Raw genomic sequence first — 23,690 nt, 5'->3', positions numbered from 1 at the left:
TAAAAAATGGAGAAAAAGTAACAGTACTAGGAAAAGCAAACGGCTGGGCGAAAATAAGCTACCAAGGAAAAGAAGGTTATGTATCGTTAGAATTTGTGAAGCTGGAAGCAGGAAAACAAGAAGAAAAGCCAGCGGAAGACATTACGAATGGAACACAAGAAGTAGGAACGATTAACGCGACAAGCTTACGAGTAAGAAGTGCGGCAAATACGAGCAGCACCATTTTAGGAACCCTAAAAAATGGAGAAAAAGTAACAGTACTAGGAAAAGCAAACGGCTGGGCGAAAATCAGCTATCAAGGAAAAGAAGGGTATGTGTCGTTAGAGTTTATAACGATTGGTAAAGATTCCATAGATCCAACAAACCCAACAAACCCTGGACAGGTAATAGAAGAACGAGCCGTTGTAAATGCGTCTTTATTAAATGTACGTAAAGGTCCATCAACAGGTGCGGCAGCTGTCGGTCATTTGAAAAATGGAGAGACTGTTACGATCATAGGAAAAGAAAATGGCTGGGCAAAAATCCGTTTTAATGGCGGAGAGGGTTATGTTTCGTTACAGTTCTTAAAAGTTAAACAAGGTTCGTCTTCTTATGAAATTGTTACCTCATCACAAAAGGTTCAAAAACCAAATGAAGCGGAAGCAACACAAATTATGCAGAATATGAAAGAAGATGCTTACATTAAAAGTGACGGTAAAGTTGTAAATATGAAGCAAGGTTTCGTTCGTGCAAATGGTGTTATTAATATTTATGATATTACGACGGGTAAAAAGCTCACATATGTAAAGGGTGGAGCTGACCTGAAATTTGTAAAAGCTGTTGATGATCGTATTCATGTCCAAATTGATGGTATGACAGGTTATGTGAATATAAATGATGTTACATTACATCCGACAATGACTGGTGAGAAAACGTCGTATTATGCAACTAAAAATGGCAAGTTATATCATTATGTATACAATCCGGAAAATGGTAAACATGCAACGTATCAAATTGGTAATGCTCCGAAACATTTAAAAGAAGGAGAGCGTTACGAGGCTTTTGATAAGAAGCAAATTGGAGGACAAGATAGTTATCAATACTTTGAGTATATGCCACTTCGTGCAACATCTACTTATACAGGAGATGAAATTGATAATTTCTTACGTAAATCGAATGCAAAGAGTCCACTTATTGGATTAGGAAAATATTTTGTAAGTGCAGCAGAGAAATATAAGATGAATGCCGGTTACTTAGTGTCACATGCAATTTTAGAATCAGGATGGGGAACAAGTCGTATCGCGCAAGATAAGAAAAATTTATTTGGCTTTAGAGCGGTAGATTCCGATCCATACAATGGTGCAACTGGATTCAAAACATGGGAAGAAGGTATTGATTTTTGTGCGGCATATATAGATAAGCATTACTTAAATCCAAGTGGAAATACATATAATGGTGGAAACTTAGGAGATAAGGCACAAGGAATGAACGTCATGTATGCAAGTGATGAAAATTGGGGACAGCAAATTGCCTCGCTTATGTATAGAATTGATGCAATGAATGGAAGTAAAGATTTAAATAAATATCGACTTGGAACGTTAACGGCAGGTTCTCCGATATTCAAAAGTATGGCTGAAGGTCAGACTGGAATGACATCTCGCAACATTATGGTAGCCATTAAGAAAACAGTTAATACACCACAAGGATCGTATTATGAAATTGTCTCGGATAATAAAGAATACAACAGTGTCTACGTAAAAGCTGGATCTGTAAATCTTGTGAACTCTTATTAAAGGAAAACATCATCATTTCAATGCAGAAAAGTGAAGTTCATAATGTTAGAGGAAGTGACAGTGTGAAAAAATATATCGCATTTGATATTGGTGGCACACAGATTAAATATGGGATTATTTCAAAATCTGGGATATTACTAAATCACGAAACTACATTAACAGAGGCCCATTTAGGTGGGGAACAAATCGTTCAAAAGATTATTAGCTTGGCGGTGCAATTAATGAATGAACATGTTGTTTCTGGAATCGGTATTAGTACAGCCGGAATTGTAGATATTCATAGAGGAATCATAACTGGCGGCGTGGATCATATTCCACGCTATGCTGGTATTCCTATTATTGATAGATTACAAGCTGTATTAAAAGTTCCTATATCCATTGAAAATGATGTCAATTGTGCTTTGTTTGGAGAGATGTGGCAAGGTGTTGGAAGAGATGAAAATAATTGCATTATGCTTACCCTTGGAACGGGAATAGGGGGAGCTATTGTTATTAATAAAAAACTGTACAGAGGTCATTCATTTAGTGCTGGTGAATGGGGCAATATGTTGATCGAAGGGAAAAAATTTGAAGAGGTTGCCTCGATTTCAGGGTTAATTTCTCTTGTGCGGAAGTATAAAGGTAGCGGGAATTGGAACGGTGAAAAAATTTTTGAATTATATGATCAGAAGGATAAAGAAGTTATACATGCCGTTCGAATATTCTTTAAACATTTAGCCATTGGAATTAGTAATCTTGCTTATATCTTCAATCCAAAAGTAATTATTATTGGTGGAGGGATTACTAATAGAGGTAATCGATTTTTAGAAGAAGTAAAGGAAGAGGTACGAAAATATTTAAATCCTGAGATTTATAGTAATTGCGAGATTAAAATCGCACAAAATCGTAATCACGCAGGAATGATTGGTTCGATTTACCACTTCTTACATCAATATAAATAAATGATATAGGTGTTTTCATATAATTGAGAATTTATTCTTTTTCTCAATAGATAAATAATGCTACAATATAAGAGAAGAATACAATATTTTCCGATTAGGAAAATGCTTTGTAGAAAGGAAGAAACTTCATGCCTATTATTTTAGAAAAAGGACAAAAGATCGATTTAACGAAAGGACAACCGAGAGTAGCAAAACTACAGGTTGGCTTAGGCTGGGATCCAATTGGGCAATCAGGTGGGTTTCTGTCTTCATTATTTGGAAGTAAACCGAATGTAGATTGTGATGCATCTGTTGTTATGTTAGAAGGGGATCGCTTTTTAAACAAAAACGATTTAGTTTACTTCGGAAACAAGCTTTCTACTTGTGGTAGTATTATTCATTCAGGAGATAATTTAACAGGTGAAGGCGCTGGTGATGACGAAACAATTTTCGTAGAATTACATAAAGTTCCGAGCCGTATTAATCGTTTAGTATTCGTTGTAAATATTTATGACTGTGTAAATCGTCGTCAAGATTTCGGGATGATTCGTAATGCATATATTCGGATTCAAAACCCGCAAACTGGTGAAGAATTAGCACGCTATAATTTATCGGATAATTATGCTGGCAAAACGACTCTAATTGCAGGTGAAATGTATCGCCACGGAAGTGAATGGAAGTTTTCAGCTGTTGGAGAAGGCACACAAGATAAAAACTTAAGTGAGATTGTATCACGTTATCAATAAAATAAACCGAGGAGGAATTGAATATGGCATCAATTTCATTGAAAAAAGGACAAAAGGTAGACTTAACAAAAACAAATCCAGGTCTTTCAAAAGTTCTTGTAGGACTTGGTTGGGATACGAATCGTTATGACGGACAAAACGATTTCGATTTAGATGTTAGTATTTTCTTAGTAGGTGCTAACGGTAAAGTTTCAGGGGCAGAGGATTTCGTCTTCTATAATAACCCAAAGGGTGCGAATGGTGCTGTCGAGCATTTAGGAGATAACCGAACTGGCGAAGGTGAAGGCGATGACGAATCGATTAAAGTAGATTTAAAAAATGTACCTGCACATATCGAACGTATTTGTTTCTCAATCACAATTTACGATGGAGAAGGTCGTAGCCAAAACTTCGGACAAGTTTCTAACTCTTTCGTACGTATTTTAGATGAAGAAAAGAATGCAGAGTTAATTCGTTACGATTTAGGAGAAGATTTCTCTATTGAAACAGCTGTTGTAGTAGGGGAATTATACCGTCATGCAGGTGACTGGAAGTTCAATGCAATCGGAAGTGGATTCCAGGGCGGATTAGCGTCTCTATGTAATAATTTCGGTTTAGATGTAGAGTAATAGATTTTATATATCTATCGGTGAAACAGGTGTTTACTGATGGATATATTTTTTAAGATATAAAATATAGAGGTGAATATAAATGGTTATTCAATTGCAAAAAGGACAGAAGATTGATTTAGGTAAGACAAGCCCTGGCTTAACAAAAGCAGTAATTGGTCTTGGATGGGATATTAAATCTTATGACGGTGGATCAGATTTCGATTTAGATGCATCAGCATTCCTATTAGATGCGAATGGAAAATGCACGAAGGAAACTGACTTTATATTTTATAACAATTTACAGTCTCCTTGTGGATCTGTTCTACATACAGGGGATAACCGTACAGGTGAAGGTGAAGGCGACGATGAGCAACTTGTTGTAGACTTGAAGAAAGTTCCGGCAGATGTGCACAAAATTGCTATTACAGTTACAATTTATGATGGAGAAGGCCGTAATCAAAACTTTGGACAAGTTGGAAACGCATTCGTTCGTTTAGCGAATGAAGAAACGAGTGAAGAAGTTCTTCGTTTTGATTTAGGGGAAGATTTCTCCATTGAAACAGCAGTTGTCTTTTGTGAATTATACCGTCATAATGGACAGTGGAAGTTTAATGCAGTAGGAAGTGGTTTCCAAGGTGGCTTAGGTGCGCTTGTAAGAGCGTATGGCTTGGATGCATAAGAAGGGAAACGATATTCGTTTCCTTTTTTTGACCTTTCTATAAATCTAGCAAAGAATAGGGGATAAAGGTAAGATGAGTATTTTGCAAGGGATCCTTGATACGTATGCTCAGTTTTTCGACTTGGACATGTGGATTAAAGTGTTGCAAGATCCAGTATCTTGGGGATTAATAGGTACACTTGTTGTGCTTGAAGGGTTGTTATCTGCTGATAACGCACTTGTATTAGCGGTAATGGTAAAACACCTTCCGGAAGAAAAGCGTAAAAAAGCATTATTCTATGGACTTATTGGAGCTTATGTATTCCGTTTTATTGCGATTGGAATTGGAATGTTCTTAATTAAATTGGCGTGGGTAAAAGTGTTAGGTGCACTTTACTTAGCTTGGCTTTCAGTTAAATACTTCATTGATAAAAGAAAAGGTAATGCAGAAGAAGAAGAAGCTCATGGTATGAACCAAAACAGTATTCTCTTCAGAATGTTTGGTGTCTTCTGGGGAACAGTTGCGATGGTTGAATTAATGGATATCGCGTTCTCTGTAGATAGCGTACTTGCTGCATTTGGTGTATCAAATCAAGTTTGGATTCTATTATTAGGTGGAATGCTCGGTATTTTAATGATGCGTGGTATCGCTGGCGTATTCTTAAAATTGTTAGAGCGTATTCCAGAACTTGAAACGACAGCATATATTTTAATCTTAATTATTGCAGCAAAAATGTTATTGTCTGTTATTCATATTGAAGTAAGCCATAAGCTATTCTTTATTATTTTAGTTGTAGCATTTGGAGCAACGTTTATACTTCACTACATGAAGAATTCTGGACAAGCTAAAGAAGAAGTTGCAGCTACTAAAAATAATCATAAATAATTGAAATGGGTTTGCTCGTTATGCGAGCGCCCATTTTTTATAACTAAAAATAGTTTATAATAGAAGAGAGACTTTATAAAAAAAGTAAATGTTTTTGGAGGTGAACTGTTGTGTTTTCACGTTTTACACTTCAACCATGTGCATTAAAAGACGAATCAGATTTAAAGCAATTTGAAGCGCTTTTAGAAAAACGCCCACAATATGAACTGACAGAGAATGAGATGAAGTTTAGTTATATAGCAACACGTATTCTTGGTGTTCCTAATGATGTAGATGAATATTTCAATGAGCTATTTGATTATAGCGAAGTGAAAGGGGTCGTGGTTTTGCATGAACAAAATTTAAATAAGGTGATTGATCCCGAAAAACTGCGCCATATTCAAGAGGTTTTTACATTACATCAAGAAGCACCGAATGGCCTTACAGTAAATAGGCTTGTCGCCCATCTGTCTGGAAAACAACTATTACCACAAGTAGACAATCCTGACTTACAGCATTATATACATACGACGTTTATTTCTGTATTGAAATTGTATGAAAAACAACATAACCAATCATTAAAAACAGAAGGATTCCGTCGTTTCTTAATCGATATGATTAAGTTAAGTGACAATTACGTAGCGAAGTGGTTCTCTACGATTAATTATAAGAAACAAATGCCGCGCATTATTTGGTACGGTGATGCACAGGAAAGCCGTATATATTTCTTATACTTTCTTATTATGCTCGGTTGCGATGTACTTTATTATCACCCAGAAGGAAAAGATGGATTTGAGAATGTTGATGAGGAAGGAAGAAGTTTTGTTGTGTCTCATCCAGGTCGGATTTCTCTTGAGCCATTTCCAGATCGCCGCCGTGAGCGAGTTGCGACAGTAGCGTATCAGGCTTCAAAAGAAATTGAACAAGTACTTCACCATGATAACTCACTGCTGTACAAGCCATGGCAATTTCGTTCCTATACGCCTGTAGCTCGTACGCTCAAAACAACGTATGATGAACTCTTTTTAATTACGAAAGAAAAGGCATTTGTGCGTCCAACATTCTTTGTTGAAAATAAACACATTTATATCCCTTCTTTATTTGCGAAAATATCAGGTGTCTCAAAAAATGATAAAGAATATTTTCAGCGATTAAAGGCTATTACATCATTTGATAACAGTTTATTAATTAATACATTTCCGTTTACGAAAGAACAAAAAGCGAATTTCCAATATCATTACCGAGATGCGTTAGACCGCGGGGGGAAATTACACCCTGATTTAATTATGAACAGTCATTGGTGGCCACATAAACGTTTGCCAGAAGGATTGCAACATGGTATTGCAGAGGCAATCATCCATACGTGCGAGAGTGAAATGTGTAAACCCATTGCGAAAGAGACGAAACAAGATGTAGCACTGTATGTTTTCGCACAGCTTTCTCAAATACCGCCGAACATTTTAGAGCAACTTGAGAAATTTGATTACTCGCAAGAAGTACCGAAAATTGTTATATTTAATAATGAGAAGAGCGGAGAATTAAGCCGTTCAGATGCTGTTTTATTATTATTTTTAAATCAAATTGGGGTAGATGTATTCCACTTTAATCCAACGGGGAGAAATGATATTGAACCGTATATTGAAGCAGGAGCATTTGATTCCCATTGGCTTGAAGAAGTTAATTTCGATCTTGAGTTTCATGGTTCATCAGCCTATAAAAATTTATCACAAACAATAAAAGGACTATTTCGTCCATTTTTATAAGGAAAGGGAGAATGCCATATGAATAACCCAGTCATACTAGATTCGAAAACAGAATTAAATGAGCAAACGGCACAAGATGTTCGTTTACAACTTAGACAAGATGCAGAAGTACAACGTATTTATAATGCAGTAGATATTAAAGATCAGTTAGAATTAATCGAGCTTGGAAAAGAACCATCTATGGAAATTTCACGTTTCGCTGATCAAATTTTACATACAATGTCTTTATCAAAAATAGAAGACTCTGGAGAATTATTAAAACAACTTGGTAAAATTATGGACAGATTCGATAGCAAAGACTTTGCGGAAGAGAAAAGCGGTTTCTTCTCACGTATGTTCAAAAAAGCTGATAAAATGATTGAACAGATCTTTAGTAAGTACCAAACAATGGGTCGCGAAATGGATAAAGTATACGTAGAAATTACAAAGTATCAAGATGAAATGAAAAAATCAATCGGTACGTTAGATGGTTTATATGAGCAAAATTTAAAATATTATTTAGACTTAGAAAAGTATGTAGTAGCAGGGGAAATGTTATTAGAGCGTTTAAATACAGAGTTGGTTCCAATGTACGAAGAGCGTGTGCGTAACAATGACCAATTAGCAGGTATTGAATTAGAATCACTGAAAAACTCTGTTGAAATTTTAGAGCAGCGCATTGATGATTTAGAAAAAGCACGTATGGTTGCGCTACTTACAGCACCACAAATTCGTATGGTTCAACGTGGTAATAATAAATTAATTGGTAAAATCAATACAGCATTTATTACAACGATTCCTATCTTTAAAAATGGTATTATTCAAGCGGTAAATGCGAAACGTCAAAAGCTTGTTGCAGATTCTATGGCTGAACTTGATCGCCGCACAAATGAATTACTTAAGAAAAATGCACAAAATATTGCAACGCAAAGTGTGGAAGTAGCGAGATTATCAGGTTCTTCTAGTATTAAGATGGAAACACTTGAGGAAACTTGGAACATTATTTCAAGAGGTATGCAAGAAACACAACAAATTGAAGAGCAAAATAAACGTGAGCGTGAAGAAAGCCGCAAGCGTATGGCTACATTAACTGAGAACATTAAAAAAGAATTACAAGGATAAAGTGAAACTTTAATCGGCGGGGACATCTCCCACAAATAGTGAAATAAATGAAAAGGCAATGAGGAATAATCCTCATTGCCTTTTAGTTTCTCTTTACTAATTTAATGATTTCATTCACAACAAGTGGAATGATACTTAATAAGAGAACAAATCCCCAATCTCGCATCGTTAATGCATGTACACCGAATATATTTGCAAGAGGTGGGATGGAGATAATACACACTTGCATAAGAACACCGATAAGAAGGGAGAAGACTAAATATTTATTTGTAAAAATCCCAATTGAAAAAATGGATTTCGTTCTTGAACGCAAGTTAAATGAATGAACGAGCTGAGAAAAACTAAGAACGACAAATGCCATTGTTTGAGCGTGTAATAGAGCATCTTCATCAATTTTCTCTGGGAAGAGAGGAAATAAATTTGTATCTCCGGTATAGAATTTTGCCCCGGCGATAAAGGCTGCTAACGTTAAAAGTCCAATGACAGCCCCATTGAAAATAAGAAAAGGAACGCTACCACTAAACAAGCTTTCTTTCGCATGTCGTGGTTTTTCTTTCATCACATCTGGATCTTCAGGATCAACCCCAAGTGATAATGCAGGTAGTGTATCTGTAATCAAATTGACCCACAAAATGTGAATAGGGCGTAGTGGTGTTGCCCAGCCGAGTAAAATCGCTAAAAATAAAGCGATAATTTCTCCAAAGTTACAAGAGAGTAAGAAGAGAATTGATTTTTTTATGTTACGATAAATATTTCTACCTTCCTCAACAGCTTTCACGATAGATGAGAAATTATCATCTGTTAACACGACATCTGCTGCCCCTTTTGCAACGTCTGTTCCTGTAATGCCCATCGCTACGCCAACATCAGCTTGCTTTAAAGATGGAGCATCATTGACACCATCACCAGTCATAGAAACGATATTTCCTTTTGCACGTAATGCTTTTACAATCTTCACTTTATGTTCTGGAGAGACTCTAGCAAAAACATTTAAATGATTAATTTTATTTGCTAATTCTGTATCTGAAATGTTATCTAATTCAGTTCCAATCATAATTTCAGACTTTTCTTCAGCAATGCCAAGTTCTTTGGCAATTGCAAAGGCGGTATCTTTATGGTCACCAGTAATCATAACGGTGCGAATACCAGCTTTTTTACATTCTGTAATGGAATCTTTTACTTCAGTTCGCGGTGGATCAATCATACCGACAAGACCAATAAAGATGAGGTTTTCTTCAAGACGATCTATATCCACATCGTTTGAATTGTATTGTTTAAATGCGAATGAAAGTACTCTTAAAGCCTCTTGAGACATTGCCCCGGCAGCTTCTAATATTTGATTTTTATCAGCATCTGTTAGAACCTCGATTTTACCGTTTTTAAATATGTGGGTACATCGAGGTAAGAGTTTATCGATAGCACCTTTCGTCATGCTATAGTAGTTTTCATCGTATGTATGAACGGTTGACATCATTTTACGATCTGAATCGAAAGGCATCTCGTTAACGCGCTCATGTATCTTTTCTAAATGATCCTTTTGCATGTTAAAAGTGCTTCCGGCAACGAGAAGCGCAATTTCAGTCGGGTCTCCGGTTTGTGATTCGTTATTGTAAGACGCATCATTACATAGCACCATATTTTCTAACAATAGACGTTGCGTATCATTATTTACATTTAAATTTTCTAAGTGATCGTATGTGTTATCACTATAAAAGTGAGTAACGGTCATTTTATTTTGTGTTAACGTACCTGTTTTATCTGAACAAATAATTGTGACAGAACCAAGAGCTTCAACAGCTGGTAGTTTCCGAATGATAACATTTTGTTTAATCATACGTTGCACACCAATTGCAAGAACGATGGAAACGATAGCTGGCAAGCCTTCTGGAATAGCTGCAACGGCTAAACTAATAGCAGTCATAAACATTTCTAGTGTATCTCGTCCTTGTAAAAAGCCGATGAGGAACATAACGATACAAATAGCTACAGCGACAAAGCCTAAATACTTTCCGACTTGTGCTAAGCTCTTTTGAAGTGGCGTCATATCATCGTCTGCTTCATGTAAAAGGGTAGCAATCTTACCAATTTGTGAGTTCATTCCAGTTTCAACAGCAACACCGACGCCTCGGCCATATGTTACAAGAGTAGACATAAAGGCCATGTTTTTTTGATCGCCTAATGGTACTTGCTCATCACTTTGCATAGAAGGGTGGTAGATTGCATCTTTATCAACAGGGACAGACTCACCAGTTAGAGCAGATTCTTCAACTTTCAAATTGGCGGTTTCGATAAGTCGTAAATCGCATGGTATATACCGTCCGGCATCAAGCATAACGATATCACCTGGAACGACGTGCTCAGATGGAATTTCTTTTAGTTCACCATTTCGCTTGACGATAGCTTTAGGTGTCGCCATCTTTTTCAATGCCTCTAAAGCTTGTTCTGCTTTCGATTCTTGGACGACGCCAATAACAGCGTTTAAAACTACAACGAGCGCGATAATACTTGCATCAGCCCATTCACCTACAAAGGCTGAAATAAGGGCAGCAATAATAAGGACATATACGAGGACGTCATTAATTTGGGCGAAAATACGCTGCCATAAAGAGCGTTTTTGTTTTGTAGCTAATTCATTAAAACCGTATTGCTTTAAACGCTCATTTACAATTTCATCTGTTAAACCGTGTTGTTTGTTTGTTTCTAGGTCGATTAATGTTTGATCTTTCGTCTTACTGTACCAATTGCTCATAAGTAAGCACCTCCAGTAAAAACAATTAGCAATGGTAGTGTTGCTATTATTTGTGAGTAGTATGTATGGAGAAAAAATCTAAGGTGAGGTTCTACTTCCATTGTACAATATTTTACAGTTGGTTGAGGGAAAGAGAAGAGTTGTCATGAATTTGTTGAAAATAAAAAAGAGCCTCATAAGCGAGGCTTTTTACTTTTTAATTAATGTACCTAATTCTTCTGTAATAGCTTGCATTTCACTAATGCTGAATGTTTCACGTTTCATAACATGCTCATAAATGTCACGTAAGTCTTCGTACATTTCTTCATTAAAGCTAGCAGCTCTCATCGCTCCAGCATTAACCATACGTAATTTTTCTTTAATAGCTTCGACCATATATTCAACGTTTTCTTCTGACTTTACGGATAAATCCACCGAAGTGTCCCCCTTTAAAATAACATAAGGATATCTTAACATTTTTTATCATTTTCGTTAATGAATCTTTTCAATCCTATTAAATTAGTAGGGATTTCCTTTATATTTAATAATTGGTTGTTTATACTATAAGTATATATTAAGAAATGCACCAAGAAAGGAAGAAACAAAAATATGGTTCAAGTATTGTTTGTTTGTCTTGGGAACATTTGCCGTTCGCCGATGGCAGAAGCGATTTTTCGAGATCTTGTCGTAAAAGAGGGACTCGAAGAGAAAATTGTCATTGATTCTGCAGGAACTGGAGATTGGCATGTTGGCCATCCGCCACATAAAGGAACACAAAAAATTTTAAAAGAAAATGCAGTCACTTTTGAAGGAATTAAAGCAAGGCAAGTAGAAAAAGAAGACTTAACAAAGTTTGATTATATTATTGCCATGGACAACAAGAATATAGCAGATTTAAAAAGTTTAGGTAAAACTGGAGGCTATATTGGTAGGCTGTCCGATTTTGTTCCAGACGGTGGCTGGACAGACGTTCCCGACCCTTACTATACAGGGAATTTCCAAGAAGTATATGACCTTGTAACAGAAGGGTGTGCAAAGCTATTAGCTTTCATTCGAAATGAACAAGGAATATGAGGAAGCTTAGAAAGAAATACTTTCTAACATAAGAAATGAAAGGGTGAAGGAATATGGCAAAGAAAAATAATATTGCTCGAAACATTGCGATTGGTGTAGCTGCAGGTGTAGCTGTATCTATGTTGAAGAAAGAAAACCGTGAAAAAGTAAAAAATACTGCGGAAAAAGCAAAAACAAAGATGATTGAAATCGGTGAAAATGCGAAAATCAAAGAAAAAGTGCAAACTGTTACAGATAAAGGACGTGAACTCGCTGACTTCAATGTAGTAAAAGCGAAAGTAGCAGAAATTAAAAAGTTGACGCCGTCTGTTGTAGAGACATTAAAAGAAACGAAAGAAATTTTTAGTAAGAAAAAAGTTGAGTCAGCAGAGAAGCCAGAAACGATTGAAATTCAAGCTGTGTCTTCAAAAGTAGATGAGCTGAAAGCAGAAGAAGAGCCAGTAGTTGCTGAAGATGGCGGTATGAAAGAAGCGCGGGAACTATTTATGAAAGACTCTAATGTAGAGGAAAAAAAAACTGAAGCGTACATTGAGTTGAAGCAAGATAAAGAAGAGAAGAAAAGCGTTTAAACATATATGAGAAAAATTTTAGAAAAGGTGAGAAGAAATCGTACTTATTCGTTTGGTAAAGATTTGTATGACCGGACGATGCGCGATGATGTAGCGGGCTTGGCAGCACAGCTCGCTTATTTCTTCTTGCTTGCGATTTTTCCTGGGCTTGTTTTCTTAATTACGCTTCTTGGATTCATTGACCTTCAAACAGAAAGTGTGCTCAATTTATTAGAACCGTACGTACCAGAAGATGCAATGTCTTTAATTGAAGTAAACGTTGATAAAGTTGTAAATGAGCAAAATGGTGGTTTATTATCATTTGGTTTATTATCAATGCTATGGTTTGCTTCCAACGGGGTAAATGCGGTTATGAATGCTTTTAACCGTGCGTATGATGTAACAGAAACACGTTCTTTTATTAAAACGAGAGCTTTATCAATTGTGTTTACATTAGCGATTATTTTTATGATTGTGTTTGCGCTAATTGTTCCAGTGTTTGGACAAGTCATTGGGGCAGCGGTATTTAAAGCAATTGGTTTATCAGATAGTTTTTCTTACGTGTGGAGTATTACGCGTTTAGTAGCGAGTTTCTTCGTCCTATTTGCATTGTTTAGTTTTTTATATACATTTGCACCAGATCGAAAGTTAAAAAGAAGAGAAGTCATTTCAGGAGCAATATTTGCTACTGTAGGATGGATTGTGGTATCGTACTCATTTGCTTATTATGTAGATAAGTTTGCGAATTACGCCAATACATATGGTGGTCTCGGTGGTATTATTATTCTAATGCTATGGTTTTACTTAACTGGATGGGTAATTTTACTTGGCGGTGAAATTAATGGTTTACTCCATCATTATAGAACGGGTGACAATAATTCCCGTAATGAAAAGTGAGCTCTTGTTCCATAATAAAAGGGAACAGGGGGGATATTTCATGAGTAATAATAAAAAGAATCACAACAATAAAAACAACAATAAACAAAAGAGTAGTTCGCATCCAAAGCATAAAACGAGTAGTAGTGCGAACGGGCATAATAGCTACCACTAGAAAAAAACGGGTCCTCTATGAGGGACCCGTTTTTATTTGTTTCCTTTTAATAATCGTAAGCCATTCAAAATGACAAGAATCGTACTTCCTTCATGTCCAATAACACCGAATGGAAGAGCTAAAGATTGCATGAAATTGGAACAAATCAGCATTGCAATTACAGCTAGTGAAAAGATTACATTTTGCTTTACAATACGGTTCATTCGTTTTGATAAACGGATTGCTTGGGAAAGTCGAGATAATTCGTTCTTCATAAGTACAACGTCTGCAGTTTCTAAAGCAACGTCTGTTCCTTCACCCATTGCCACACCAATGCTAGCAGTAGCGAGTGCAGGAGCATCATTTATACCATCGCCGACCATTGCTACCGTCCCGTATTTTTCTTTTAGCTTTTTAATTGTTTCAACTTTTGTTTCTGGTAAGCATGATGCGTAATATTCCTTTATATTACTTTCGGAGGCAATTGCTTTTGCTGTTTCTTCATTATCTCCAGTAATCATAATTGCTTCGACACCGATGCTTTGTAATTCGCGAATAGCAGCTATTGTTTCTTGGCGAAGCGTATCTTTTAAAGCGATAAGTCCAAGAATGCCTCTCTCATCACTAATATAAACGACAGTTTTACCTTCTTTTTCAAGTGAGACAGAAATACCATTATGAAATGTCTTTGTTTCTTCACCAATAAAATCAGCTTTACCTATTTTATAAGCTTTGTTTTCGAATATTCCTTTTAGCCCAAAACCAGTTACATCTTCAACATTTTCTGGTTTTTTTAATGTAATGTCATACGCATGTTGTGCATATTTAACGATAGATTCAGCTAAAGGATGTGTAGAGTGACTTTCAATTGCTGCTGTAATAGAAAGTACTTCTTTTTCTGTTATATTTTCTCGAACATATACATCTGTTACGGTAGGTTTACCTTGTGTTAATGTTCCGGTTTTATCAAAGGCGATCGCTTTTACTGAAGCTAGGCGTTCTAAATGTATGCCACCTTTAAAGAGAATTCCATTTCTTGCTCCGTTAGAAATTGCAGATAACGTTGCTGGTGTAATAGCAGCAACGAGTGCACAAGGAGATGCGACTACAAGTAAGATCATAGCGCGATAAAATGTTTCATTCCAGCTCCAGTCAAGTAAGAAATGAGGGACGAACATCATAAGCGCAACAACGAGTAGTACCCCTTTTACATATGTTCCTTCAAATTTTTCGATGAATAGTTGTGATGGTGATTTTTCACTTTGTGCACTTTGGACGAGACGGATAATCTTTTGGAATAATGTTTGATCGCTCGGCTTCGTAATTTTAACTTCGATAGCACCGCGTAAATTTACAGTACCGGCAAATACTTCATCGCCATGTTTTTTTTCATTTGGAATAGGTTCTCCAGTAATTGCTGCTTCATCGATATTTGTTTCACCGTTATGAATCGTACCGTCAGCAGGAACGCGCTCACCTGGCTTAATTAAAATAATGTCGTTAATTTGTAATCGTCCAACAGGAACACGTTCTTCCGTTCCATTTGAAATACGTAATGCTTCTTCAGGTTGTAACTCAAGAAGCGCTGAAATTTCTTTTTGACTTTTACTTAATGTATAAGATTCCATCGCACCGCTTAGTGCGAAGATAAAGATTAAAATTGCACCTTCTGCCCAGTAGCCAATGATTGCAGCACCGATAGCAGCAAAGAGCATGAGCATTTCGACATTTAGCTCTTTCTCTTCAATGGTATCTTCAATACCTTCTTTCGCTTTTGCATATCCACCAACTATATAAGCAAGGATATAGCAAGTAATGCCTACATTCATTGCATCGTTCTTTGTGAATAACCAACCAGCTAAAATAAAAATACCAGATGCGATTGCAAATATAAGTTCATAATGTTTCTTTAATGTATCCCATAAAGAGGGATGAGAAATAGACTTTTGTACTTGTAATGTTTTTACTTCTGAGTTCATTACTACTCGCTCCTTCCAAATTCTTATTGAGAAAAAGAATCAAAATCGAAAGCCCTATAAAACGACGAAAGCTGCCATCCATAATGGATAGCAGCATTTCTGTTGAATCTGATTTTAATAGTTATTATGTTGTAATTATTCTATAGTATAGCATATGTTTTCGTTAGATGATATGTTTTGTTTGCGTATAAACTGAAAACTTGTGTTTTCACACTTCCTTTGGTATATATGAATATTGTTCATAAAAAGATCGGAAAGGAAGACAACAAGTGAAGACAGAGAAATTTTTTACCCATCCGATTGGCGTACTAATTGCTGCAATAGTAGCGACTTTTTTATGGGGGAGCGCATTCCCGTTTATTAAATTAAGTTATGCTGAACTTGGAATTCAGCCACAAGAAGTTGGGGAGCAAATATTATTTGCTGGTTATCGTTTCTTTTTATCTGGAGTTATGCTCTTATTCTTCTTTAAAGTGTTAGGAAAAGATATGAGCTTCAAAAAAGGAACGGGGAAACAGTTAGTACAAATTGGTTTATTTCAAACATTTCTTCAATATATATGTTTTTATATTGGAATGAGTTATAGTTCTGGCATTGAAGGAGCTATCATTTCAGGAACATCATCTTTCTTTCAAATTTTACTTGCGCACTTTTTATATAAAGATGATGCGCTCAATATGAGAAAAATAATAGGGGTCTCTATCGGCTTTTGTGGTGTCATTTTAGTAAATGTACCGAGTGATGGTAGTTTGTCATTCCATTTCGGAATCGGTAGCTTATTACTTCTTAGTGCAGCAATGTTGTATTCATATGGAAACATATTGGCGAAAGAAGGTAGTAAAACATTAGATATTGGCTATATGACGGCATACCAAATGATTTTTGGTTCTATCGGGCTATTATGTATAGGAGCTCTGCAAGTTGGAGTTATGCCATTTACATTTAGTGTACATGCAATACTTATGCTTATCTATTTATCTTTCTTATCAGCAGCAGGATTTTGCATTTGGAATACAATTATGAAGTACAACAAGGTTGGAAAAGTATCAATGTACATGTTCTTTATACCCGTATTTGGTGTGTTGTTATCGAGCATGATTTTAGGAGAAGCAATTCATTCATTTGTATTATTCGGTTTGGCATGTGTAGCCGCGGGAATTATCGTGGTGAATCGGACGACAGCTAAGCAGAAAAGGGCGAACGAAAAACAAGTAGCATAGATAATAGGAAAACGATTACAATGGAAGAACAGTACTGTTCTTCTTTTTTTATATAGAAAAAGGATAATAGACTAGGTGTAACGAAAAAAGATACAAAAAGCATTTATTGAGGAGAACATGTTATGAATCTACTTTACATGGTGTTAATTGGACAAATCATTCTTTTTTTTATTGGTGCAATGTACGCAATAGGACAGACAAAAAAAACAAGAAATAAGATGCCGTTACCTTTAGCGGTGCGTCTTATTCTTAGTTTTTCTTTAACAGGGAGTGCAATTTGGATATGGTTACAAGATCCATCAGTAGCGTATAGTACGTGGGTTGCACTAGGTATGACGTTATCAACTGTAGGAGATTTATTTATGGCAGGTTTGATTCCAATTGGTCATCGATTAATTGGAGGAATGATTACTTTCGCGCTTGCTCATTGTTTTTATGTAAAAGCATTTTTGCAAACAGGCATCTCATGGAATGGTTTTTGGATTGGTTTACTCGTATACGGACTCTTTCTAATTATAGGATGGTTCTTTTTTATACGAAATGATAAACAAGATAAATTGTTTACGATAGGAGCTCTAATTTACGGATTGTGGGTTGGAGGAATGGCTTGCTTTGCATTCGCCCTATACTATGAGAATACAGGAATATGGTGGATACCGGCTTTTGGTGGTTTACTATTTGTGATTTCTGATTTTATTATAGGCGTGACAGATATTGGAGGGCGCAAATTAAAGTATGAACCACTTTGGATTTGGTTTACATATGTAGCGGCTCAAATGTGTATTGTATATGTGGGAATATAAAAAGATACTCTCAAAATAGTCTATCCACTATTTTTGAGAGTATCTTTTTTGTTACTATGCTACGATGTTTTTTTGTTGTAGAGCAGAAAGGCTATATTCATCAGCTGCTTTATAACCTTGAGCTAATAAATCATTGATGTAAAGCTTGTTGTAAATAAAACAGAAGACTAGGTTAGAGAATCCGAACGTAAACATGCTAGCGATTAAAATAATTAAAAACCATTTCCAATCTCCACGGAATATAGCAGGGAAGAAACCAAAGAAAAATACAGTCCAACTAAAACCAATTTTTGCTTGTTTAATTTGGCCGGTATTTTCATTTTTAAGCATAACTTTCATAGAAAAAGTCCTCCTAAGTAAATAAAAATATAAAATAATAAATGCAAGATATAGTATATCAAAATAATACATTTTTGAATATTATTATTTAAAATTTTGTAATATTACAATTTTTCAATTCAGAATTTTGTGGAAATTCAGCTGTTGAATTCCTTATAATAAAAGTAAAAAGATGATGAGATGGTGGAATGATGCAAAAGAAAAAACGTTTGCGTGAATTCTTTGGAACAATTGCAATTGCATGTTTGTTAGTGTTTTTAGCGAAAATTTTTGTGTTTTTTCCTACGACTGTAAAAGGAGCGTCCATGAAGCCGACGTTACAAGATGGGGATAAGCTGATTGTTAATAAGTTAGCAAAGCAGTTTGAAAGTTATGGGAGAGAAGATATTATTGTTGTGAAGACGGATAATTTTTATGTGAAAAGGGTTATTGGTTTGCCTGGCGATGTAATCGAGGTGAGAAATGATCAATTATATGTGAATCATGAAGTGACACAGGAAGCTTATTTGTATAGTAATAAAAAACAAGCTGAAAAAAAACTTATGAATTTAACAGAGGACTTTGGACCAATTACAGTTCCTAAAAATAAGATTTTTGTTATGGGAGATAATCGCCTAATAAGCAGAGATAGTAGAAATGGTTTGGGACTTATTGATAGAGAAGATGTATTAGGAGAATTAGCGGCAATTTATTATCCAATTGAACATATGAAAATAATGAATTAAAGTAAAAAACCAAGCAAACTGAAATTTGCTTGGTTTTTTATGTTAAATCGTAGGAGACTCATTAAATTCATAGACGTCTTCATTGTTTTTGTTTGTACTTAAAACGAATTTGTGTTGCAATAGTTGCAGTTTAAAGAATGCTAACGGATCGTGATAAGTTTCTGGGTTGCTTCTTAATGTTGCTAATGTTTGCTCGTCTTCCTGTATTTCAAGTTGAGCTGCTTCTACATTTTGTTTCAATATGCTAAGTGGATCTTTAAAGAACATCATGATATCTCGTTCTAATGCGCCTTCAAATACTTCAAATTGAAGGAAGAATTGTTTTGAGATTGTTTGAGCAATTTCCGTATAGTCTTCCGTTTCAATGTATTGTTTATATTTGTTTGCGAGCATAGACTGATTTTTTTGCATGTTACCAAATAGTTTTCCCGCACTTTTTAAGAAAAATTGTGTCGGTGTAAAGCGTAATAAAATATTGATGTTCGTTACTGTAATTCTATTTGTCATGCGTACAACATCTCGATGCCAATCATCTAGTAATTTGAAATCACAAGGAAGTTTCATGCGTTCTTCTTTATATAATTTATTAAACGTTTCACTCATTTCATCTAAATAAGATTGAGCTTGAATAAATTCATTATGAGCTGTTTCAATCCACTCTTGAATAGAACCAGTAAATTTAGGAAGAAGCACTTGTTGTACATGTTTTTGAACTCGTTCGTTCATCGCAGCATTTAATTCTTCATGAACTAATTTGAAGTCGCTATCTTCTTGAACAAGGTCAGAACAACTCTGTAATAATTCAGGAATTTGAGAATGGATATCTCGTGTGATTTCTTCTTTCGTTAAAAGATAAGATTCTGTAATAGAACGAATTTTATCTTTTTCAAGAGCAGTAAGGTTGTTAATAAATCCATTTAATTTAACTGAGATATGTTTATTCCAGCGTACGGATTTCACTAATGTATTTTCTAACTCCACACGTTCATTTACAAGGTATGCGATTGTCTTTTGAGTAAACCATATTAGTTTTTCTATACGTTCTTGTTCCATGTTACGTTCTGCTAGATTAGAAAGAATAGACTCTGTCACGTCTCCAAGTTGCTGGCTACTCTCTTGTGAAGGAGAGTATGGGAAGAACTGTGCATTTGGGAAATGGACTTTAATCTTACTCATTAGTTTTTCATTATTGGTCGTATTATTTGTGTGTAATACGAAATGAATTTGTAAATTCGGCACTTGTTCACGTAAATAAAGTAATGTATCAAGTTCTTCACCATGTAATGGTGAAGCAGAATTTAATACGTAAATAAGGCTATCTGCTGCTTGTAAGTATTCAAAATATGAGCTGTTTTTATCCACTTGCCCTTGAACAGGTGGCGTAACAAGAAATGCAAATTTATTTTTTCTTAAAAATCTACTTGGTAACTTAATTTCTATACATTTTTTCTCAAGTTCTGATTCGGAAGGTGTAGCCATTCTTTGATGGAATTCATCAAAGCTAGGTATATTGTGTACATCTAACGCTGTGAATTCTGTTATTTCAGTTTGGCTATCATCTTTAAATAGAATAGGAGTTGTTACAGTCTCAGTTAAGATGTTCTCTCCTAGTATTGAATTGATGAATGATGATTTATCCTGGTCACTAGTTCCCGCTATTAGTAATTGTGTAACATTTAAATCACACAGTTCGTGAACGAGTAACGTAAATTGATGACTTAAATCCACATCGTTTTTTTCAGCCCATACAGCAATTATTTCGAATAAATGAGAAACTGTTTCCATATTTACATTTGTTTCAGCTGTTGAATTAGAAAGTAGGGCTCCAGCACTTTTTACGAGTAATGACTCTAAAGTTGTAGGTGAAACTTCATTCCATGCTAACACTGCAGCAGAGACAAATAGGGCATCTTTTGCTTTTGTTAAACTAAACCAATTTGTTAATAAATCTGGTACAAGTCCCTGCATTTCATGCATGAAATGTTCACCAGTAATTAACTCAAAGTACGTATCTTGATAGCGTTCAACAATTTCATGCCAATCGTCATTGTTGTCTGTTTCAATATGTAAGAATAAATGATTTGTTGTTTGAATCCAAGGTAGATACAAGTTTTCATTTTGATAGCTGTTCCAAAGCGCAATAACAAGTTCTTTAAATTGGACTTGATCAATTGCATATAAAGCTTTTAAAGATTCATAGAAATATTCTGGTTTGATTTGTTTCGTGAATCCTTGATTCACATAATTGATTAAAGTATCGAACCAGTGTAATGATTTTGTTCGAATTCCTTCTTGAACGGCAAGTTCTATGGCGTTATTCCAATCTTCTTGTTTTTCATAGAATGAGCGAGCAATTGCAGTGATATTAGGATAGTCAGGTTGAAATGCAACAGCCTCACTAATTGTCTTAAATGCTAGACCTAAACGTTCTTGTTCGATGTAAAGAGAAAGAAGTTGTAAGGAAACTTCCATTGTAAGAGTTGTATCTTCCGTTTGAATAGATTGATAAATCTCTTCTGCTTTTGGCAAGAATCCTAGTTCAAAATAAGAATCTGCAATATTTTTGGTTGCCCAAAGTGCAAGTTCGTTATTTACTTTCTCCCATTTAAATATCGCTGCTTCAAAGTCTTTATTTTGGTAATAAAATTCACCTTGAGCAAAGCGGATATTAGAAATGTTGGAGAATTCATTTGTAGATTCATTTATATATGCTTCACCGAGTACTTCTGATACTGGAGTAGAAGTTTCTTCTGTTAAAAATGTTTTATAGTAAACCTTTTGGATAAATTGATTTTCAATGGTCATGTTCGTTCCCCCTGTATAATTTAGAAAAATGATGTTGTATGTAAAGGGTGTATGTTCTTTTAATAGGTAGAAGTTGCATTATATCGACCAAACTATGTTTTTGCTAGATATATCATTTTTCCTGAGAGTTAAACCGTTGCGAAAAGTAACTTTCCTTTATTGTAACAAAAAAACAAGCATATGAATTTTTATTTTTTAATCCCGCTATTTGCGTGTAGTAAGACTAGCACTTCAAAAAGCGGTGAATACAAGGGAAGTAGGAGGGAGTCGTGCACGCAATTGGTGTGTGCTAAAAATTAGTGAGGATGAACAAATCACCACTGATTAATGGTTCACTTTCTTCCTGCTAAAGGAATGGATAGAAGTAGAGTTCATTATAAAAACAATGTATAGTGAATATGTATACCATGTTTGTCTGAAAGATAGAAAGGGCACAATGTGGAATAACGATCGTGCATAGGATGTGTTTTCCGAATGGAACAACATATTGGCGAGTTAATCGCGCATTATGGGTATTTTGGAATTATTATAGCGTTGGCCGGTGGAATTGTTGGATTACCGATACCAGACGAGTTTTTATTGACCTTCGTTGGTTATAACGTTTCTAAAGGAGTTATGTCAGGAACTGCTGCTTTTTTAAGCGGGATGGCTGGTGCGATGTTAGGTATTACATTAAGCTACATATTAGGTTTAAAACTTGGGCTCCCTGTTTTAAAAAAATATGGGCCGAAGATTAGAATTAAAGAACATCACATTGAAAAAACACATATTTTATTTGAAAAATATGGACCATTTCTTTTAATGATTGGTTACTTTATCCCGGGAGTACGTCATTTAACAGCATATTTTGCTGGGATGTCGAATTTAACACTTTGGCGTTTTTGTTTGTACGCTTACGGTGGTGCGCTTATTTGGATAAGTGTTTTTATTGGACTTGGCTGGAAGTTAGGAGAGAAGTGGCGTTTCGTTGAGTATAGCCTACATCATTACGGAGTATGGATTTTATTCATTTCAGTAGTTGTTACATGTATTGTATGGTTTTATATAAAGAAAAAGAAAAACCGCTAATAGCGGTTTTTTTAGCTGAAAGCAATAAATAATACACCAGCTGTAATAAAGACTACACCAACGCCAGTCATAAAGTTTAACTTTTCACCGAGTATAATCATCGCGAGGATGATAGAAAATACGACGCTTAATTTATCGACAGGAGCCACTTGTGAGACTTTCCCTGTTTTGAGGGCAAGAAAATAAAATAGCCATGACGAAGCACCTGCAACCCCACTTAATGTGATAAAGAGCAGTGCTTTTTTATTTAGCAGTACGTCGCCGATATTTTGAAATTTACCTTGGATAATAATAACGCCCACCATAAATAATGCCATAATAATAGAACGAACCGTTGTTGCAACATTGGCATCGATTCCATCTAAACCAATCTTTCCGAAAATAGATACAAGGGCAGCAGCGATTGCTGATAATAGTGCGAATAAGAGCCATGAACTCATAGTAAAATTCCTCCAATCTTACATCATTATACATGAAAACCATTCTCATGTATAAAGTGAAACTTTAATCAGTGGGATTTTACCGCCCCGCAAATAGCGAAATAAATAACGAAATAATCCCCACCTTATATTGCTAATAAGGTGGGGATTATTATACTACTCTGCAATTTCCTCATACAAAAAGTACGTTACATTATAAATATGTTCTACTTCATCGTCTGTCATAAACAATAATTCATCACGCTCAATCCCTTTTTTCTTTTCAATAAACTCAATCATGTTTTTGCGTTCTTCTCTTTTCATCAATTTTATTTCTCCTCTCAATCTGTTTTAATACAGTTTATTTAAGTTACTGCTATTATATAACAGAATCTTTAGAAAGTTCCACCTATTTTATTGTTTTTTTCAGAAGAACTTTTCGACAAAACAAGCCCACCTAAAGTGATATGATCCCCTTATAGTAGACAGTAAAAAGAAAGCACATTAATCTGTTTACTATGGAGGGGATTTTTCTAT

General features: G+C 35.3%; 22 protein-coding genes. 15 read left to right on the top strand and 7 right to left on the bottom strand.

Annotated features, from left to right (window positions below):
• The 8 genes from JDS82_RS28330 to JDS82_RS28295 form a co-directional block, all read left to right on the top strand.
• The coding region (locus JDS82_RS28330) for an SH3 domain-containing protein (protein ID WP_199714298.1) at positions 1-1,772 on the top strand (1,772 nt) is incomplete at its 5' end.
• Between the two features lie 62 nt (positions 1,773-1,834).
• The gene (locus tag JDS82_RS28325) at positions 1,835-2,713 is read left to right on the top strand and encodes an ROK family protein (protein WP_000759855.1); all 879 of its coding nucleotides are present in this window, start codon (positions 1,835-1,837) and stop codon (positions 2,711-2,713) included.
• A gap of 128 nt (positions 2,714-2,841) precedes the next feature.
• Positions 2,842-3,438, top strand: a complete 597-nt coding sequence (locus JDS82_RS28320) for a TerD family protein (protein ID WP_001121597.1) — start codon at positions 2,842-2,844, stop codon at positions 3,436-3,438.
• Between the two features lie 23 nt (positions 3,439-3,461).
• Positions 3,462-4,046, top strand: coding sequence for a TerD family protein (locus JDS82_RS28315; protein WP_000146727.1), 585 nt, complete (start codon positions 3,462-3,464; stop codon positions 4,044-4,046).
• Between the two features lie 82 nt (positions 4,047-4,128).
• The gene (locus JDS82_RS28310; RefSeq protein ID WP_000236650.1) at positions 4,129-4,707 is read left to right on the top strand and encodes a TerD family protein; all 579 of its coding nucleotides are present in this window, start codon (positions 4,129-4,131) and stop codon (positions 4,705-4,707) included.
• Between the two features lie 73 nt (positions 4,708-4,780).
• Positions 4,781-5,572 carry a TerC family protein gene (locus JDS82_RS28305; RefSeq protein ID WP_000025697.1) on the top strand — a complete coding sequence of 264 codons (792 nt, stop codon included), beginning with the start codon at positions 4,781-4,783 and terminating at the stop codon, positions 5,570-5,572.
• Between the two features lie 110 nt (positions 5,573-5,682).
• Positions 5,683-7,314 carry a YceG family protein gene (locus JDS82_RS28300; RefSeq protein ID WP_199714297.1) on the top strand — a complete coding sequence of 544 codons (1,632 nt, stop codon included), beginning with the start codon at positions 5,683-5,685 and terminating at the stop codon, positions 7,312-7,314.
• 18 nt (positions 7,315-7,332) lie between these two features.
• Positions 7,333-8,415, top strand: coding sequence for a toxic anion resistance protein (locus tag JDS82_RS28295; protein WP_001064402.1), 1,083 nt, complete (start codon positions 7,333-7,335; stop codon positions 8,413-8,415).
• 82 nt (positions 8,416-8,497) lie between these two features.
• Here JDS82_RS28295 and JDS82_RS28290 read toward each other — a convergent pair whose 3' ends face one another.
• Positions 8,498-11,164, bottom strand: a complete 2,667-nt coding sequence (locus JDS82_RS28290; protein WP_199714296.1) for a cation-translocating P-type ATPase — start codon at positions 11,162-11,164, stop codon at positions 8,498-8,500.
• Between the two features lie 189 nt (positions 11,165-11,353).
• Entirely contained in the window at positions 11,354-11,578 is a 225-nt protein-coding gene (locus JDS82_RS28285; RefSeq protein ID WP_000366197.1) for a DUF1128 domain-containing protein, read from the bottom strand.
• Positions 11,579-11,752: 174 nt separating this feature from the next.
• Between JDS82_RS28285 and JDS82_RS28280 the strand changes: the two genes are divergently transcribed.
• The 3 genes from JDS82_RS28280 to JDS82_RS28270 are packed head-to-tail and all read left to right on the top strand — an operon-like array spanning position 11,753 to position 13,662.
• Entirely contained in the window at positions 11,753-12,217 is a 465-nt protein-coding gene (locus JDS82_RS28280; RefSeq protein WP_000250910.1) for a low molecular weight protein-tyrosine-phosphatase, read from the top strand.
• Positions 12,218-12,270: 53 nt separating this feature from the next.
• The gene (locus tag JDS82_RS28275; RefSeq protein WP_048559729.1) at positions 12,271-12,786 is read left to right on the top strand and encodes a DUF4075 domain-containing protein; all 516 of its coding nucleotides are present in this window, start codon (positions 12,271-12,273) and stop codon (positions 12,784-12,786) included.
• A gap of 6 nt (positions 12,787-12,792) precedes the next feature.
• The gene (locus tag JDS82_RS28270) at positions 12,793-13,662 is read left to right on the top strand and encodes a YihY/virulence factor BrkB family protein (protein ID WP_001226528.1); all 870 of its coding nucleotides are present in this window, start codon (positions 12,793-12,795) and stop codon (positions 13,660-13,662) included.
• A gap of 186 nt (positions 13,663-13,848) precedes the next feature.
• Here JDS82_RS28270 and JDS82_RS28265 read toward each other — a convergent pair whose 3' ends face one another.
• The gene (locus JDS82_RS28265; RefSeq protein WP_001083776.1) at positions 13,849-15,774 is read right to left on the bottom strand and encodes a heavy metal translocating P-type ATPase; all 1,926 of its coding nucleotides are present in this window, start codon (positions 15,772-15,774) and stop codon (positions 13,849-13,851) included.
• A 269-nt stretch (positions 15,775-16,043) separates the two neighbouring features.
• Here JDS82_RS28265 and JDS82_RS28260 point away from each other — a divergent pair, with 269 nt between their 5' ends.
• Positions 16,044-16,994 (top strand): DMT family transporter, encoded by a 951-nt coding sequence (locus JDS82_RS28260; protein ID WP_061672576.1) that lies wholly within the window; start codon positions 16,044-16,046, stop codon positions 16,992-16,994.
• Positions 16,995-17,116: 122 nt separating this feature from the next.
• Positions 17,117-17,797: a lysoplasmalogenase gene (locus JDS82_RS28255; protein WP_001051055.1), complete on the top strand. Its 681-nt coding sequence runs from the start codon at positions 17,117-17,119 to the stop codon at positions 17,795-17,797.
• Positions 17,798-17,851: 54 nt separating this feature from the next.
• Here the strand turns inward: JDS82_RS28255 and JDS82_RS28250 are convergent, their stop codons facing one another.
• Entirely contained in the window at positions 17,852-18,136 is a 285-nt protein-coding gene (locus tag JDS82_RS28250; protein ID WP_000867040.1) for a hypothetical protein, read from the bottom strand.
• Between the two features lie 188 nt (positions 18,137-18,324).
• Here JDS82_RS28250 and lepB point away from each other — a divergent pair, with 188 nt between their 5' ends.
• The gene (gene lepB / locus JDS82_RS28245; protein ID WP_000983292.1) at positions 18,325-18,861 is read left to right on the top strand and encodes a signal peptidase I; all 537 of its coding nucleotides are present in this window, start codon (positions 18,325-18,327) and stop codon (positions 18,859-18,861) included.
• A gap of 42 nt (positions 18,862-18,903) precedes the next feature.
• Here the strand turns inward: lepB and JDS82_RS28240 are convergent, their stop codons facing one another.
• Positions 18,904-21,666: a tetratricopeptide repeat protein gene (locus tag JDS82_RS28240; RefSeq protein ID WP_199714295.1), complete on the bottom strand. Its 2,763-nt coding sequence runs from the start codon at positions 21,664-21,666 to the stop codon at positions 18,904-18,906.
• A gap of 474 nt (positions 21,667-22,140) precedes the next feature.
• Here JDS82_RS28240 and JDS82_RS28235 point away from each other — a divergent pair, with 474 nt between their 5' ends.
• Positions 22,141-22,734: a DedA family protein gene (locus tag JDS82_RS28235; protein ID WP_061672577.1), complete on the top strand. Its 594-nt coding sequence runs from the start codon at positions 22,141-22,143 to the stop codon at positions 22,732-22,734.
• Between the two features lie 11 nt (positions 22,735-22,745).
• Here the strand turns inward: JDS82_RS28235 and JDS82_RS28230 are convergent, their stop codons facing one another.
• Both JDS82_RS28230 and JDS82_RS28225 read right to left on the bottom strand, forming a co-directional pair.
• A complete protein-coding gene (locus tag JDS82_RS28230; RefSeq protein ID WP_000100307.1) occupies positions 22,746-23,174 on the bottom strand; it encodes an EamA family transporter in 429 nt (142 codons plus the stop codon).
• 156 nt (positions 23,175-23,330) lie between these two features.
• Positions 23,331-23,477, bottom strand: coding sequence for a BH0509 family protein (locus tag JDS82_RS28225; RefSeq protein WP_000817786.1), 147 nt, complete (start codon positions 23,475-23,477; stop codon positions 23,331-23,333).
• Between the last annotated feature and the right edge of the window lie 213 nt (positions 23,478-23,690).

The organism is Bacillus cereus group sp. N14, assembly GCF_016483555.1.
GTDB classification, from domain to species: Bacteria; Bacillota; Bacilli; order Bacillales; family Bacillaceae_G; genus Bacillus_A; species Bacillus_A wiedmannii.
This window is presented reverse-complemented; position numbering and strand designations above follow the sequence as displayed.

Excerpts from the sequence above, each read along its gene's own strand:
- JDS82_RS28265 (WP_001083776.1), bottom strand. The coding sequence starts at position 15,774 with ATGAACTCAGAAGTAAAAACATTACAAGTACAAAAGTCTATTTCTCAT.
- JDS82_RS28290 (WP_199714296.1), bottom strand. The coding sequence starts at position 11,164 with ATGAGCAATTGGTACAGTAAGACGAAAGATCAAACATTAATCGACCTA.
- JDS82_RS28235 (WP_061672577.1), top strand. The coding sequence starts at position 22,141 with ATGGAACAACATATTGGCGAGTTAATCGCGCATTATGGGTATTTTGGA.
- JDS82_RS28315 (WP_000146727.1), top strand. The coding sequence starts at position 3,462 with ATGGCATCAATTTCATTGAAAAAAGGACAAAAGGTAGACTTAACAAAA.
- JDS82_RS28275 (WP_048559729.1), top strand. The coding sequence starts at position 12,271 with ATGGCAAAGAAAAATAATATTGCTCGAAACATTGCGATTGGTGTAGCT.
- JDS82_RS28295 (WP_001064402.1), top strand. The coding sequence starts at position 7,333 with ATGAATAACCCAGTCATACTAGATTCGAAAACAGAATTAAATGAGCAA.
- JDS82_RS28225 (WP_000817786.1), bottom strand. The coding sequence starts at position 23,477 with ATGAAAAGAGAAGAACGCAAAAACATGATTGAGTTTATTGAAAAGAAA.
- JDS82_RS28305 (WP_000025697.1), top strand. The coding sequence starts at position 4,781 with ATGAGTATTTTGCAAGGGATCCTTGATACGTATGCTCAGTTTTTCGAC.
- JDS82_RS28230 (WP_000100307.1), bottom strand. The coding sequence starts at position 23,174 with ATGAGTTCATGGCTCTTATTCGCACTATTATCAGCAATCGCTGCTGCC.
- JDS82_RS28310 (WP_000236650.1), top strand. The coding sequence starts at position 4,129 with ATGGTTATTCAATTGCAAAAAGGACAGAAGATTGATTTAGGTAAGACA.
- JDS82_RS28255 (WP_001051055.1), top strand. The coding sequence starts at position 17,117 with ATGAATCTACTTTACATGGTGTTAATTGGACAAATCATTCTTTTTTTT.
- lepB (WP_000983292.1), top strand. The coding sequence starts at position 18,325 with ATGATGCAAAAGAAAAAACGTTTGCGTGAATTCTTTGGAACAATTGCA.
- JDS82_RS28280 (WP_000250910.1), top strand. The coding sequence starts at position 11,753 with ATGGTTCAAGTATTGTTTGTTTGTCTTGGGAACATTTGCCGTTCGCCG.
- JDS82_RS28270 (WP_001226528.1), top strand. The coding sequence starts at position 12,793 with ATGAGAAAAATTTTAGAAAAGGTGAGAAGAAATCGTACTTATTCGTTT.
- JDS82_RS28240 (WP_199714295.1), bottom strand. The coding sequence starts at position 21,666 with ATGACCATTGAAAATCAATTTATCCAAAAGGTTTACTATAAAACATTT.
- JDS82_RS28250 (WP_000867040.1), bottom strand. The coding sequence starts at position 18,136 with ATGAAAGTTATGCTTAAAAATGAAAATACCGGCCAAATTAAACAAGCA.
- JDS82_RS28320 (WP_001121597.1), top strand. The coding sequence starts at position 2,842 with ATGCCTATTATTTTAGAAAAAGGACAAAAGATCGATTTAACGAAAGGA.